The organism is Gymnodinialimonas sp., from assembly GCF_059726805.1.
Map to the genome: position 1 here is coordinate 4,252,343 of NZ_AP041059.1, position 14,914 is coordinate 4,267,256.

Sequence of the window (14,914 nt, forward strand, 5' to 3'; positions counted from 1 at the left end):
ACCCTCGTTTCCCCCTCGTTTCGCCGCCGTGCGGGCTAGCCGACCCGCAGCACCACAGCCATAGCCGAGTCCCCCGCCGCGCAGCCCTGGAAAAGCCCCACGCCACCGCCCTTTTGCGCCAATTCTTCTATAAGTTCTATCATCGCCCGCAGCCCGGTCGGCCCCTGTGGATGTCCCCAGATCAATGAGGACCCATAGTTATTCATGCTCCGCCAATCGATCCCGAACGCCCGCGCAAATGCGATATCGTTCACCGCAAACGGATTGTGAGATTTGATTGCGTCAACGCGCTCAATCCCAAGACCCGCTCGCACCAAAGCAACCGCTGCCGCCTTGATCGGGGCCGCAGGCATGAACCCCTTCTCTTCGCGGGCCTGACCCGCGGAGAGCACCTCCACCACAGGGCCGTCATTGATCTCCAAGGCCCGGGCCCGCTCGGCCACGACAACCATTCCCGCGTTGCCATCGGCCGGGTGGGTTTGCCCGGCGAACGTGATGGTTCCACCCGGAACCACGGGCTTCAACCGCGCTAATTTATCGGGGTCCAGCGGCTCCACGCCTTCGTCCGTCTCCAACCGCGACAGCACCTTGCGGAACCGCGCGTCCGGCACCTCAAGGACAGGCATGTAGCGGCGTTGAAACGCCCGATCGTTGGCCAAAGCATCCTCATATTGGGCTCGTCGCTGCACGACCAGATCGTGCTGTTCTTCCGTGCTGATCGCCTCTCGTTTCGCCACATTCTCCCCGGTCTGGATCATCGCGTTGCAGGCCCAGGGGTCGTGGCCAAAGTTGTCCATCACGACGTCTTCATGGGTGCCCGTTCCCCCCGGCCCGCTTGGCGCAGGGAAATACACATGCGGCCCGTTTGATGTCCGGTCCCCGGACACGATCAACGCCTGCTGGGTGCCCTGTGCGATTTCTCCCACCGCTGTCGACACCAGGCGCGCACCCGTGGCGCAGGCCTGGCTTACCATCGGCGCCGCCAACCCCTCTGCCCCCAATAATGCGGTGAACCAGGGCCCGCCGAAAAAGCTGCCCTTCTGGATGACGGTCTGTCCGAAAGCCGCGAAATCGAAGCTGTCGGCTTCCAACCCCATCCGCGCAAGCTCTGCGCGTCCGACGTGGGCGGCAAACTCAACCGAGTTCAAATGCGCCAACGCCCCCTGCCAACGCGCAAACGGGGTGGACCAATAGGCCCCATACGGAATGAACGCCATCAGCTCTCTCCCACTAAAAACACACCCTCACCATCCGCATAAAGCCGCTCGATCAATGCTGCGCGGCGCGCCTTGATCCGCGCGAAATTCAGATTTCCTTTCGCGGTAATTTCACCGTCCGCGAGGCTCGGAGGCTCTGCCATCACCATGACCCGCGCGACCCGCGCGGCAGATCCGCCTTCTAGCGCGCCCAACCGCTCCGCTGCTTGTTCCGCCGCGTCCGCGCAATCGGGTAATGGCACGATCAACGCCCCAACTTCACTGTGCCCCTCGCCCACCAGAACGACGTCCTGGGCGAGGCCCTTAAGCCGATCCAGCACCGCCAACCGCAACGCCGCTGCCCGCACCCAAATGCCGGTCATCAGCTTGAAGTCCTCGCCAATCCGACCGTCGAACTTCAGCCCTAGGTTTACATTATCCGGATCCACGAACGCCATAGCATCGCCGGTGCGAAAGAAGCCCTTTTCGTCAAAGGCCTCTGCGGTCTTCGCCGGATCGCCCAGATACTCCTTGAAGATCGACGGCCCCTTTACCCGCACCTCGTAGCGGTCCTCCACCGGGATCAGCTTCACGTCAACGCCCGGCAACGGCACGCCGACCACACCCGACCGATCCGTCGGCTCGTGCTGGAGAAGCGCTGCGGGTGCCGTCTCGGTCAGTCCCCAGCTTGAGGTGAATAGTGGCAAATCCTCTCGCACGTCCAACGCCATCGCCTCCAGATCCGCCCAGACATCCTGTGGGAGCGACGCGCCCGCATAAAACAGCATGTCCAGATCCTCGAAGAACGCCCGCGCAAAGCCCTTATCCGCCTTCATCGCGTCACGCAGCGCTGCAAATCCCACCGGCACGTTGAACGAAATCGTGCCCTGCTTCAGCCGATTGTTTTCAATCGTCTTTCCCACCAGCGCCGGCACCGGCTTGCCCCCGTCGATATACAGCGAACCGCCATTGGCCAGAACCAGATTGAAGTTGTGCGAGCCGCCGAACACGTGGTTCCAAGGCAGCCAATCCACCAATACCGGAGGGCGCTCGCGCAGGAACGGCAGGCACGCGGCGATCTGCGCCTGATTGGTGCACAACATCCGATGCGTCGTCAAAACGCCCTTGGGCGCCGTGGTGCTGCCGGACGTCATCAGGATCTTGGCGACGGTTTCTGGCCCCACCTCCGCGTCCAAATCTCCGCCCACGCGCGCCAGCGCGTCCAGCGACTGCCCCGTCAGGGGCCGCGCGCCGCGTAATGCTTCGCGTTCAAACACATCCGGCATCGGAGATGCTGCGAAGACAGCCGCAGGCTGGATGAGGGCCGCGATCTGATCCAGTTGCCCGCGCGCCGCAGGCAGCGCCGCATATTGCTCGGCCACTGGCACCACAGGCACGCCCGCATAGAAGCACGCCAGCGCCAGAAGCCCATGGGCGACCGAATTGCCGCTGATCACCATCAAGGGCCGTTCCGACCCCAACCCCATGTCCAGAAGCCCCGCCGCCATTGCCCGCGCCTGATCCCGGGCAGCGCCGTAGCTGACCTCGCGCCAGCCTAGGCCATCCCGTTCCGCTAGGAACACTGCCTCTGGCGTGGCCTCTGCCCAATGGTCCAACCAATCCGTCACTCGTTCTACCACCGGACCCAGTTCGGCCCGCGCGCGCAACACGATGGCGCCGTCGTCCCGGTCTTGCCGGATCACGTCATGTGGTTGATATTTCCCCAACGTCCCGGCCCTCCCAAGCCACTGCGCCATTCTCTTCCACCCGCCGCAGCGCGGCGATGAACGCCGCTCGCTCTGCCGCTGAAAAACCTTCCGTGAGCCGAGCGTCATAGGCGCGCAAGACCTCTCCCGCCTGCGCCACCCGCGCCAATCCGGCCTCTGTCGCCGTCAGCAGATAGACCCGCCTGTCTGCCCCGTCGCGCGCTCGCTCGATCCACCCGGCGCGCTGCAACTCGTCAAGGATCTGCACAAGGTTGGGCCGCTCGATGGCGAGCACATCCGCCAATTCAGACTGCCGGATCCCCGCATTGCCCGCGATCACCGACAGCGCCGAGAACGTCGTGCGCCGCAACCCGAACCGGCCCAACAGCCGCTCCACCTCACCCATCACAGCCGAGTTCGCACGCTTCACGCCGTAGCCCACCAACGCCCGCAATTCCGCGTCGCGCTCTGTCATCCGAAATCCGGCGCGCGCTTTTCAAGGAAAGCGCGGAACCCCTCTTTCGCATCCGGTGAGGTCTGCGCCATTGCGCTGCAGAGCGCCTCGGTAAAGAACCCCTCCTCTGGCGCCATCGCGGCAATTTTTGCCACGCCATGGATCGCGAAGTAATTCGACATCTGCGCGTTTTCCGCGATCTGCTCGGCCAATTGCCGCGCCCGCGCGAGCGGGTCTTCCGCGATGTAATGCGACAGGCCCAAGGCCAACCCGTCGTCAGTGCCATAGCTGCGGCCCGTCAGCATCATCTCTGTCAACCGATCCGGCCCGATGATCCGCCCGACGCGCACGGTCGCCCCGCCGCCCACAAAGAACCCGCGCTGCCCCTCGGGCAGCTGATAGCGCACATCAGGGCCAGCCACGCGCACGTGACACGCGGTGGCCACCTCTAGCCCGCCACCAATCACGGCACCGCTCATCGCGGCGACCACCGGCAATCCGCCGAACTGCACCCGCTCCAACGCACGGTGCCAGCTGCGCGAATGGGCCATTGCCTCGCTCGTGTCCCGGTCATGCTGCTCCGCCAGATCTAGCCCTGCGCAAAAGTGCCCGTCCGCCCCGGTCAGGACTATCACGCGCACGCCCTCAGGCGGCGCATCGCAAAACGCGGCCAGCTCCGCCATCAGCGCATCATTCATCGCGTTGCGCTTCTCCGGGCGGTTCAGCGTCAGCGTCGCGACGCGGCCCTCAATGTCCACCAACAGGCTCATTTCGGCGGCAACCGCGTTGCGCCGTCCAGCCGGATCACTTCGCCGTTCAAATACGGGTTCTCGATGATCGACGCGACCATTTGGCCAAACTCAGCCGGGTGCCCTAAGCGCGCGGGAAATGGCACGTTCGCCACAATCGCCGCCGTGGTTTCCTCGGGCAAGCTCTCCATCATCGGGGTGTTGAACAAGCCAGGCGCAATCGCGTTCACCCGGATCCCGGGCCGCGCCAATTCGCGGGCCAGCGGCAGGCACATCGAGGCAATGGCGCCCTTGCTGGCCGCATAGGCCGATTGCCCCACTTGCCCGTCCTGATACGCCGCGCTGGCCGTGTTGATGACCACGCCCCGCTCGCCCGTTTCCAGCGGCGGCAGGTCCATCATCGCCTGCACCGCATAGGTCATTATGTTGTAGGTGCCGATCAGGTTGACCTCGATCACCTTGCGAAACGTATCGAGCGAGGTCTTCCCCTCCCGCCCCACGATCCGCGCGGCCAGTCCAACACCCGCACAATTCACACAGATCCGTGCCGCTTGCCCGAAGCGCGCCATGACGCTGGTCACGGCGGTAGCCGCGTGTTCGGCGTCCGTCACATCGCACTGCTGGGAGTACCCGCCGATCTCGGCTGCGACGTCTCGCGCGCGATCTCCGTTGTGATCCAGAACAGCCACATCGCAGCCCTTCGCTGCAAGATACCGCGCCGTGGCCTCCCCCAACCCGCTGGCGCCACCGGTGACGATGGCCACCTGTCCCTCAAGCTGCATGAATGATCCTCCCAAATCGATTCTGCAAAATCGTTATATCACATAATCAATTTTCTTGTCGCGCATTCGTTTACGCCAAAGTTATCTCATTAGAGCGAAGGGCTGCCCCCGGCCGCCGGGTGGAACTGGACCCAGCCCACCGTCACCACGTAATGAACATCAAGGTAATCACCGGGAACGCCACCAACAGCACCACGCGCAGCAGGTCTGAGGCGACGAAGAACATCACCGCCTTGTAGGTCTCAGTCATCTTTGTCGTCTTCTCCATCGCGTTGATGATGAACAGGTTCATCCCGACGGGCGGCGTGATCAGACCGACTTCGACGACGATCAGCACCAGAATGCCGAACCAGATCGCCACCATTTCCGAGTTGATCCGGTTCAGCGCACCCTGGTTGACCCGCCGCAGCTCCAGCGCGCGGGTTTGATCACGGGTCAATTCCTCACCCGCAGCCAGCGTCTGCAACGCGCCGTCGAGCGCTACGATGTCGGCATCAAAATGCGTCCGGATAGCATCGAAATGGACCGTTTGCGCGAGGGTCAGCTCCACGCCCTCGCGGTAGGACGCAATCAGCCCGTCGATGATCGGCGCCGTCATGTCGGGCACCGCCAGAAGCGCCTCCATCGCGCGGGCGCTGTGCAAATCGACCATCGTGACGAAGCCAAAGTCCAAGCCCTGCATGACCGGCCAGAAGATCGGGATCGTCAAAAGGATCATCGATAGGCTGTCCATGAAACAACCCAGGATCAGGTAGAAAATCAGGATCATGATCAGGATCGTGTAGGGGCTGAAGCCGCTGGTCCCGACCCATTCCGCAATGCCCTGGGGCACTTGCGTCAGCGCAAGGAACCCGTTGTAGAACGCCGCGCCAAGGATGATGAAGAAGATCATCGCGGTGGAGCGTGCCGTGACCGTGAAGCTTTCCACCAGTGTCACACGGGTCAGACCGCCGTTGGCCCAGGCAATAAGCCCGGTGCCAAGGGCGCCCACCGCCGCCCCTTCCGTGGGCGTGAACCAGCCCGCGTAGATGCCGCCGACAACAGCCCCGAAGACCACCAGGACGGGCCAGATCTTGACCAACGCCCCGAAGCGCTCACCGTAAGGGACACGGGGCATGGTGCCGCCACGCTCTGGGAACAGGCGCACGTAGATCGAGATCGCCAACACGTATCCCAGCGCCGCGATGATCCCGGGGATGAAGGCCGCCAGGAACAGCTTGGCGATATTTTGCTCCACCAGGATGGCGTAGATCACCAGCACGATGGAGGGTGGGATCAGGATGCCGAGCGTGCCGCCTGCCGCCAGAACCGCTGTCGAGAAGCCGCCGTCATAGCCGTAGCGCCGCATCTCAGGCAGGGCCACACGGCCCATGGTGGCCGCCGTCGCCAAGGACGAGCCACAGATCGCTCCGAACCCGGCACACGCCCCGACGGCCGCCATCGCCACACCACCTTTGCGGTGGCCAAGCCAGCCCTCGGCGGCCTTGAAAAGTGCCTGAGACATGCCGCCAAGCGTCGCGAAATGGCCCATCAGCAGAAACATCGGGATGATCGACAGCGAATAGCTGGAGAACGTCGTGAACGTCTCGGACTTGAGCCGCCCGAACGGCACCTGCGTGCCGTCTGTCACCAGGATCAACCCGATCAGGCCGGTAACGAACATCGACAGGCCAATCGGCACCCGCAGGAAAATCATCGTCAGAAGGACAGGGAACGACAGGATCCCGATCAGTTGGTCGCTCAATGCTCTGCCCCCAGATCGGCGGGCAGGCGCTGTTGTCCCGTCACCATCTCAATCAACCGCACCAACGCCAGGTAGATCGAAACGACCGCCGCCAAAGCCGCCCCCGCCAGGCCAATCGCGTAGGAGTACCAGACCGGGAATTGCAGCTCTAACGTGGTCTGGCCGCTGTTGAATTTCGTCAGAAGCCCGCCGTAAAGCTGCACCGCGATCAGCACCAGAACGGCGGCAAAGACCACCTCGGTGATCCCGCGCAAAACGCGGTTCGTGCGCTCGGACATGGCCGAGGTGAAGATATCCACCGTCGCATGGCCGCCGGTGATCTGGCAGATCGGCAGGAAGGCGAAGATGACGAAGCCGATGCCTGCTTCGATCAACTCGAATGTTCCCAGGATGGGCCCGACGCCCGCGTCGATCAGGCTTTGGCCAAGGCGCGCCATCACGTCGGCCTCCACCATCCAGTGGAACAGCCGGTCCAAAAGCCGCATCACGATGCCGAAGACCGTCAGCAGGATGACCGCCGACAGCATGACACCGCCCAGGATCGCCATCAGGCGGGCAAGAAAGGTTAAAGCGCGGTGCATGACCCCTCCCCGGGCGCTGCAAGTCAAAGGGCCGCGGCAGTTGCCCGCCGCGGCCCGTGTCGATCAGGGGATTACTGGGCGCAATCGCCCGCCATCAACTCGCGCGCGCGGTCGATCAGCGCTTGGCCGTCCAGCCCGCTGCCCGCCACATCGGCGATCCAGGTGTCATAGATCGGCCCGACAACGGGTAGCCACTCGGATTCTGCGGTAGCTTCATCGATCATGATGATGTTGTTGCCCGCATCCACCGCCAGCTCCCGCGCGGGGCCGTCGGCATCGGCCTGGGTGCCGCCCGCGAAGATGGAGAAGTCGAGGCCCGAGTTATCGTCGAGGATCTGCTGCAGATCTTCGGGCATCGCATCGTAGGCGTCGTTGTTCATCGCCAGGACAAAGGTCAGCGTGTAAAGGCCATTGCCCTCAAACCCGGTGTGGTTCTCGACGAGTTCCGGCACGCGCAAGGCGGCGGTAACTTCCCAGGGGATCGTGGTGCCATCAATCGTGCCACGCGACAGCGCTTCCGGCACGGCGGGCACGGGCATGCCCACGGGCGTCGCACCCGTCAGCTCCAGCAATTGGTTCACAAGGCGCGAGCCGCCACGGATCTGCATCCCCTCAAGGTCACTGGGGACCTCAACCGGATCGGCGGTGTGGAACATGCCGGGGCCGTGGACCCAAGTGCCGAGCAGGTGCACGGCAGAGAATTCTTCCTGCATGCCTTCTTCATACATCGTCCAGTAGGCGCAGGACGCAGCGCGGGCGTCGGCGACCATGAACGGCAGCTCGAACACTTCCGTGCTGGGGAAGCGGCCTGGCGTGTAGCCGACCACGGTCCAGACGATATCGGCCACGCCATCGATGGCCTGGTCCATCAACTCGGGCGGGGAGCCGCCAAGCTGCATCGACGGATAGCGCTCAATCTCGATGCGCCCACCGGATGCTTCCTCGACCTGGTCGGCCCAGACATCAAGGACCAGCGCGGGCACGTTGGCCTGCGCGGGCAGGAACTGGTGCAGGCGCAGCGTCACCTCTTGGGCCATTGCGCCGGTGGCAAGCATGGCGCCCGCAGCGACCGTCGTCATCAAAAGTTTCGTCTTCATGTTGATCTTCCTCCCAGTGGTTTTTCGGTGGCGGTTGCGCCGCCTTATCTCCGAAATGTTTGCAGCCGCATTTCTGGAACACAACCGCAAGATGAATAGATATGGAGCATAACTATTATGTCATGTCACCAGTTTTCGCTCGATCCTCCCGATCTGCGCGCCCCCTTTGCAAAAAGAAAGCGCACTTATCATTCCCATGGTTGCCGCAGTGATAGGACCGGGTAGAATCACTTCCATGACTGAAATCTACACGATGCCCGGCCATCTGATACGGCGTTTGCAACAAATCTCTATCTCGGTGTTTTCGGACCGGATGCGCGCCTTGGGCCACGATCTGACCGCGCCGCAATTTGCGACACTGGCCGTGTTGGCGCGCGCGCCCGGCATTGATCAGGCGACGATGGCAGGCCTGATTGCCCACGACCGCCCCACCATTGGCGGCGTGGTGGAGCGGTTGGAGGCCAAAGGCCTGGTCACCCGACACCAGAACGAAAAAGACCGCCGCGCCAAGGTCTTGGCGCTGACCGAAGCGGGCGCCACCCTGCTCGACGCGCTGCTGCCCCACGTACGAGAGATCCAGGCCGATATCCTCCCCGGCCTGTCTGAGGCCGAGCGTGCCGAGTTCATTCGCCTCGCCGCCAAAGTGGCCGAGGCCGGCAATGCGACGGCCCGCGCGCCGCTGATCACAAAACCTGTTCATGGCACACCCTGAAGGAATTCGGGCGCGACCGGGCCCAGCCTGTCCAGCATCGCGTGGACCCGCGCGCGGCACCGCGTCTCGGCCCGCGTGTCGCCCAGGGCGGCCTCCGCCGCCGGGTTGGACCTCAGGGCCAAACGGCGCCATCCGTGCAGCACCAGGACCCGCAGGGCAAAGCGTTCGGTCGGATCGTCAGGCAGCACGTCAATCGCCGCAATCGCCTCCTCAAGCGCCATGAACTCGCTCTCGCATCCGGCCTCGGCCAGGACGTCGCGCACCCAGGCCGGCAATCCGCGCGGCCCCGGTGCGGTCACCAGCCAGGCCTCGGGCATGTCCTCCACCGGCCCGAACGCCAGCGCAAAACTGCGCGAGATTGCCACGGCCGAGACGCTATCGGGCAACACCGACAGGCCATCGGGCATGTCCGGTGGCATGCCCACCAGATGCCATTCGTCTGACCCGGCTGCGGGCCCATAAATGCGCTCTGCCACGCGCCAGGTCTGTGCCAAGGCGGTCTCTGACAGGCGGTGAAATCCCACGCGCCCGTCGCGGCGGCTTTCGACCCATCCATCCCGTTTCAACCGATGTAGCGCCACCCGCATCGCCTGCGGCTGCAAGCCGACCCGCTCCACTAGGGCGGACAGCGCGATTCCCGACACTTCGACCGAGCCGTCCCGGCTCACGTCCCCCAGGCAGGACACCAACACGGACCACAGCTTCAGCGGTGCCTCCGCGTTCAACGCCTCTGCCAATTGGCGGACCGGGTCGCTCACTTTGCAACCATCGTCAGCAACTCATATTCCGCCACGGCCTCGCCCTCCTGATTGGTGACCCTCGCATGCCACCGCACCTCGCCGTACACCTCGTTGCGCGATTTGCGGTCCATCACCGTAAGGTCGACAACTATGCTGTCGCCCGGCACCACAGGCTTAAGGAACCGCAGGTTGTCGAGCCCCGTGTTCGCGAGAACAGGCCCCTCAGCAGGTTCCACGAACAGCCCCGCAGCAAACGAAAGGATCAGGTAGCCATGGGCCACGCGCCCCGGAAAGAACGGGTTTCGCTCCGCCGCCGCGTCATCCATATGGGCGTAGAACGTGTCCCCGGTGAAATGGGCGAAGTGTTCCACATCCTCCAGCGTGATCACGCGCGTCTCGGTCCTGAGCGTTCGGCCCAGCGCGAGGTCCCCAAACTTTACCCGGAACGGATGGACATCCACCGCGGTCTTCGCCGCCCCCGGCACCCACCGCCCCGTCACAGCACTCAGCATTGAAGGCGAGCCCTGAACCGCCACCCGCTGCATGTAGTGCTTCACCGCGCGGATGCCGCCAAGTTCCTCGCCACCGCCAGCCCGCCCCGGCCCGCCGTGGGTCAAATGCGGCATCGGCGCGCCGTGGCCCGTGGCCTCGCGCCCGGTGTCGCGATCGTTGATGTAGACGCGCCCATGCCAGGCCCCAATCCCCAGAGCGACCTCGCGCGCCACATCGCCGCTATGGGTGAACAGGGAGGCCACCAGCGATCCCTGGCCTTTGTTGGCCAAGCTGACGGAGTGATCCAGATCGCGGTATCCCATGATGGTTGAGACAGGCCCGAAGGCCTCCGTCCCATGCACAGCCTCCGCCCCATCGGGATCGGCGCAATGGAACAGTTTGGGCGACACAAACGCCCCCCGTTCCATCCCATGCTCGCCCTCAAGCACGCATTCCGCCTCCGCGCCGATGGCCGCCGCCTTCTCCAAAACATCGCGCTTTTGCGAGGCTGACACGACAGGCCCCATCCGCGTCCCCTCGTCCCTCGGGTCGCCCACCACAACCCGGGACAGCTGCGAGGACAGCCGCTCAACGAGCGGTTGGAGGAGGGGCTGAGGCACCATCACCCGCCGAATGGCCGTGCATTTCTGCCCCGCCTTGGTGGTCATCTCGCGGACCACCTCCTTGACCATCAATTCGAACTCGGGGGCCTCCACCGTCACATCCGGCCCCATGATCGACGCGTTGAGCGAGTCCTGTTCCGCCGTGAACGGCACGCCGCGTGGCAAGGCCCCCTGCACGATCCCCGCCGTCGCGGCGGATCCGGTGAACGTCACCGCATCCTGCGGCCCCAGATGCGCCAAGCCATTGCCCACACCGCCACAGATCAGCTGCAACGCGCCGTCCGGCAACACGCCGGCGTCCAGCATCAACCTGACGCACAGCTCTGTCACATGGCACGTCGCCGTCGCCGGTTTCACAATGCTCGGGACGCCCGCCAGAAGGGCCGGGGCGATCTTTTCCAGCATGCCCCAGACCGGGAAATTGAACGCATTGATATGCAGTGCCACGCCGAGGCGCGGCGTGTAGATGTGCTGCCCCCCAAACGCGCCCGTGCGCCCCAACGGCTCAAACCCGCCGTCGATCAACACATGCCCCTCCGGCATTTCTCGCCGCCCCTTGGAGGCGAAAACAAACAGCGTCCCGATCCCGCCATCGACATCAAATCCGTGGTCCGCCTGGGTCGCCCCTGTGGTGAACGACAGATCGTAGAGAGCCTGCTTGTGGGCGTTCAAATGCAACGCCAACGCCTTGAGCATGCGCGCGCGATCATGGAAATCGAGCGCCCGCAGGCCCGGCCCGCCGACATCCCGCGCGTAGGCGATCATTCCTTCCACGTCGAGATTATCGTTCCCCGCCAAGGCGATAACCTGCCCCGTCGCAGCATCCGCAACTTCTCGTGCGCCCGCGCCCGCAGAAATCCAGCCGCCTTTGGCGAAGCTCCCAACGTGTTGCATGATTTCTCCCTCCCGAAAAATCTTGTAACACTTTGCGCGATGCGGCAGGGTGCCGCAAGGGAGAAGTTTCGCATCCTGTCGGGGAGGGGCACATGCGTTTAGATCGCCAATCATTCACGCGAGCGGCTCGATGACGCCGAAAGAGCGCGCAGAGCGCAGCGCGGCGGCGATGTGGAAAGGCGACAAGGCCTCCGCCTGGGTCGGCATGGAAATCACCCATGTCGATGAGGGCACTGCGACCCTCACGCTCAAGATCCGCGAAGATCACTGTAACGGCCATGGCATTGGCCACGGCGGCGTCACTTTCATGCTGGCTGACTCAGCCTTTGCCTTCGCCTGCAACTCTCGCAACATCTCCACCGTGGCCCAGCACAACACCATCAGCTTCCTGGCGCCGGTCCGTCTGGGTGACACAATCACCGCCACAGCAGTTGAGACGACGCTGAAGGGCCGCTCCGGCATCACCGACGTCACCGTCACCAATCAGTCCGGCGAGACCATCGCCCTGTTCCGCGGCGCCTCTCGCGCCATCGGCGGGCACCTGTTCGAGGAATAATCCATGCGCGACCTGACACCCCCCCGTGACACCCTCGACCCGATCGAGACCGCCTCTCGCGACGAAATTGCAGCCCTGCAGCTGAGCCGCCTAAAGTGGTCCTTGCAACACGCCTACGACAACGTCCCCTTCTACCGGGCGCAATTCGACGCCGTGGGCGTCCACCCCTCGGATCTGCAGAGCCTTGCAGACCTCTCCAAGTTTCCCTTCACGGTGAAATCGGACCTGCGCGACAATTACCCCTTCGGCATGTTCGCCGTCCCGCGCGACCAGATTACCCGCATCCACGCGTCGTCCGGGACCACCGGCAAGCCCACCGTCGTGGGCTACACAGCGAGCGACATCGACATGTGGTCGAACATGGTCGCCCGCTCCATGCGCGCCTCGGGCACCGCGCCGGGTGATATGGTGCACATCGCCTATGGCTACGGGCTCTTCACCGGCGGCCTCGGGGCGCATTACGGGGCCGAAAGGCTCGGCTGCACCGTTGTGCCGGTGTCAGGCGGCATGACCGCGCGGCAAGTCACTCTTATAGAAGATTTTAAGCCGACCACGATCATGGTCACGCCCTCCTACATGCTCAACCTGCTGGAGGAATATCACCGCCAGGGAATTGATCCCCGCGCCAGTAGCCTGGAAGTAGGCATTTTCGGCGCAGAGCCCTGGACCAACAAGATGCGGTCCGAGGTCGAGGCCGCGTTTGATATGCACGCTGTAGATATTTACGGCCTCAGCGAAGTTATGGGCCCCGGCGTCGCCAACGAATGCGTGGAAACAAAGGACGGCCTGCACATCTGGGAGGACAATTTCTACCCCGAGATCATCGATCCCGTCACTGGCGACCCTGTTCCCGATGGTGAAATGGGCGAGTTGGTCTTCACCACGCTCACCAAGGAAGGCATGCCGATCATCCGCTACCGCACGCGCGACCTGACCCGCCTTCTGCCCGGCACCGCGCGGAGCATGCGGCGGATGGAGAAGATCACCGGACGCTCCGACGACATGATCATCCTGCGCGGCGTCAACGTCTTCCCAACCCAGATCGAGGAACAAGTCCTCACCGTTGAGGGCCTCGCGCCCTATTACCAGATCGAGTTGATCAAGGACGGCCAGATGGACGCCATGCGTGTCCACGTTGAAAGCCTCCCCCATCATGGTGATGGGGAGGCCCGGGCGGTCCAGGCCGCGACCCTGGCCCATCGCATCAAGGAAGTGGTCGGGATCTCCACTCAGGTGATCGTCGCCGATCCAGGCACGGTGGAGCGCAGCCAAGGCAAGGCACGTCGCGTGATTGACAACCGCAGTTGAGGGGTTTCGCCCCGGCTTGCGCCGGGTCGACCAATGCGAGGGGCCCTGCCCCTCGCGCTCCCCGGGATATTTCGGGAACGGGGAAAGGGCTACATTGTGTTACAGGTTTTCCGAGTTTTGCGAGTTTCGGTAACATTACGTTGGACGGGCAGTCGAGAATCTGGTAGGCACAGACGTAAGAGGGAGTGAAGTATATGTACGCTCAAATGGTGAAATCCGAGGCGAGCTCCGACGATCCGGAGAAGCTGGCCGCCTTTCAGGCTCGCATCGATGCGGGCGAGAAGATTGAGCCCAAGGATTGGATGCCGGAAGGCTATCGCAAGACCCTGATCCGTCAGATCGGCCAGCATGCGCATTCCGAGATTGTCGGCCAATTGCCCGAGGGCAACTGGGTCACCCGCGCGCCGACGCTGGAGCGCAAGGCGATCCTGCTCGCCAAGGTGCAAGACGAGGCCGGCCATGGCCTCTACCTCTATTGTGCTGCGGAAACGCTTGGCGTTTCGCGCGATGAAATGACGGAAATGCTGCTGGATGGGCGGATGAAGTATTCGTCGATCTTTGCCTATCCGACGCTGACCTGGGCCGACATGGGCGCGGTGGGCTGGCTGGTTGATGGCGCCGCGATCATGAACCAGGTGCCGCTGCAACGGACGTCGTTTGGGCCCTATTCACGGGCGATGATCCGGGTGTGCAAGGAAGAAAGCTTCCATCAGCGCCAGGGCTTCGACATCATGATGAAGATGTGCGCGGGATCTGAGGCGCAAAAGCGGATGGCGCAGGACGCGCTCAATCGGCTTTGGTTCCCGTCCCTGATGATGTTCGGCCCCAGCGACAAGGACAGCGTCCATTCCAGCCAGTCCATGGCTTGGAAGATCAAGATGAACACCAATGACGAGTTGCGCCAGAAGTTCGTCGACCAGACGGTCCCGCAAGCCGAATACCTCGGCCTGACGATCCCGGACGAGACGCTGAAATGGAATGACGAAAAACAGGGCTATGACTTCGCCGAGCCCGATTGGGATGAGTTCTTTGACGTTTTGAAGGGCAACGGCCCCTGTTCGGTCGACCGCATCGCCACCCGCAAGAAGGCATGGGACGACGGGGCCTGGGTACGCGACGCAATGGTCGCCCACGCCGACAAGAAAGCTGCCAGGAAAGGTGCGGCGGCGTGACGCAAACTCTTGCAAGAGTTTGCCGCGACCCTTTGAAGGGTCGCCCGGCCGGACGTCCTTCGAAGGACGTCGCAAGGCTCTTGCAAGAGCCTTGCCCGGCCCCAACCC

14 protein-coding genes are annotated in these 14,914 nt (G+C 63.6%); 4 read left to right on the forward strand and 10 right to left on the reverse strand.

Annotation, left to right across the window (positions count from 1 at the left end):
* Window positions 1-35: 35 nt before the first annotated feature.
* The 8 genes from AC6I9R_RS20870 to AC6I9R_RS20905 all read right to left on the reverse strand — a co-directional run bounded on the left by AC6I9R_RS20870 (window position 36) and on the right by AC6I9R_RS20905 (window position 8,309).
* Complete coding sequence (locus AC6I9R_RS20870; RefSeq protein ID WP_461428210.1) at window positions 36-1,217, reverse strand: thiolase family protein; 1,182 nt, start codon at window positions 1,215-1,217, stop codon at window positions 36-38.
* Window positions 1,217-2,899 (reverse strand): feruloyl-CoA synthase, encoded by a 1,683-nt coding sequence (locus tag AC6I9R_RS20875; RefSeq protein ID WP_461428209.1) that lies wholly within the window; start codon window positions 2,897-2,899, stop codon window positions 1,217-1,219. Before AC6I9R_RS20875 ends, AC6I9R_RS20870 begins: the two co-directional genes overlap by 1 nt.
* 1 nt (window position 2,900) lies before the next feature.
* A complete protein-coding gene (locus tag AC6I9R_RS20880) occupies window positions 2,901-3,377 on the reverse strand; it encodes a MarR family winged helix-turn-helix transcriptional regulator (RefSeq protein WP_461428208.1) in 477 nt (158 codons plus the stop codon).
* Window positions 3,374-4,126 carry a crotonase/enoyl-CoA hydratase family protein gene (locus AC6I9R_RS20885; RefSeq protein WP_461428207.1) on the reverse strand — a complete coding sequence of 251 codons (753 nt, stop codon included), beginning with the start codon at window positions 4,124-4,126 and terminating at the stop codon, window positions 3,374-3,376. Before AC6I9R_RS20885 ends, AC6I9R_RS20880 begins: the two co-directional genes overlap by 4 nt.
* Entirely contained in the window at window positions 4,123-4,887 is a 765-nt protein-coding gene (locus AC6I9R_RS20890) for an SDR family NAD(P)-dependent oxidoreductase (protein ID WP_461428206.1), read from the reverse strand. Before AC6I9R_RS20890 ends, AC6I9R_RS20885 begins: the two co-directional genes overlap by 4 nt.
* A gap of 142 nt (window positions 4,888-5,029) precedes the next feature.
* Entirely contained in the window at window positions 5,030-6,631 is a 1,602-nt protein-coding gene (locus tag AC6I9R_RS20895; protein WP_461428205.1) for a TRAP transporter large permease, read from the reverse strand.
* A complete protein-coding gene (locus tag AC6I9R_RS20900) occupies window positions 6,628-7,212 on the reverse strand; it encodes a TRAP transporter small permease (RefSeq protein ID WP_461428204.1) in 585 nt (194 codons plus the stop codon). The genes AC6I9R_RS20895 and AC6I9R_RS20900 overlap by 4 nt, the downstream gene beginning before the upstream one ends.
* 71 nt (window positions 7,213-7,283) lie before the next feature.
* Complete coding sequence (locus AC6I9R_RS20905) at window positions 7,284-8,309, reverse strand: TRAP transporter substrate-binding protein (protein ID WP_461428203.1); 1,026 nt, start codon at window positions 8,307-8,309, stop codon at window positions 7,284-7,286.
* A gap of 235 nt (window positions 8,310-8,544) precedes the next feature.
* Between AC6I9R_RS20905 and AC6I9R_RS20910 the strand changes: the two genes are divergently transcribed.
* Window positions 8,545-9,021, forward strand: coding sequence for a MarR family winged helix-turn-helix transcriptional regulator (locus tag AC6I9R_RS20910; protein WP_461428202.1), 477 nt, complete (start codon window positions 8,545-8,547; stop codon window positions 9,019-9,021).
* On the opposite strand, the gene AC6I9R_RS20915 is transcribed toward AC6I9R_RS20910, so the two are convergent.
* The gene (locus AC6I9R_RS20915; protein ID WP_461428201.1) at window positions 9,006-9,779 is read right to left on the reverse strand and encodes a hypothetical protein; all 774 of its coding nucleotides are present in this window, start codon (window positions 9,777-9,779) and stop codon (window positions 9,006-9,008) included. The genes AC6I9R_RS20910 and AC6I9R_RS20915 overlap by 16 nt on opposite strands.
* Window positions 9,776-11,770 carry a phenylacetic acid degradation bifunctional protein PaaZ gene (gene paaZ, locus AC6I9R_RS20920; protein WP_461428200.1) on the reverse strand — a complete coding sequence of 665 codons (1,995 nt, stop codon included), beginning with the start codon at window positions 11,768-11,770 and terminating at the stop codon, window positions 9,776-9,778. Before paaZ ends, AC6I9R_RS20915 begins: the two co-directional genes overlap by 4 nt.
* A gap of 130 nt (window positions 11,771-11,900) precedes the next feature.
* On the opposite strand from paaZ, the gene paaI reads away from it, so the two are divergent.
* From paaI to paaA, 3 genes are all read left to right on the forward strand, one after another.
* Window positions 11,901-12,326, forward strand: a complete 426-nt coding sequence (paaI, locus tag AC6I9R_RS20925) for a hydroxyphenylacetyl-CoA thioesterase PaaI (protein WP_461428199.1) — start codon at window positions 11,901-11,903, stop codon at window positions 12,324-12,326.
* Window positions 12,327-12,329: 3 nt separating this feature from the next.
* Window positions 12,330-13,634: a phenylacetate--CoA ligase PaaK gene (gene paaK / locus AC6I9R_RS20930; protein WP_461428198.1), complete on the forward strand. Its 1,305-nt coding sequence runs from the start codon at window positions 12,330-12,332 to the stop codon at window positions 13,632-13,634.
* A gap of 194 nt (window positions 13,635-13,828) precedes the next feature.
* Entirely contained in the window at window positions 13,829-14,806 is a 978-nt protein-coding gene (gene paaA / locus AC6I9R_RS20935; RefSeq protein ID WP_461428197.1) for a 1,2-phenylacetyl-CoA epoxidase subunit PaaA, read from the forward strand.
* The last annotated feature ends 108 nt before the right edge of the window (window positions 14,807-14,914 follow it).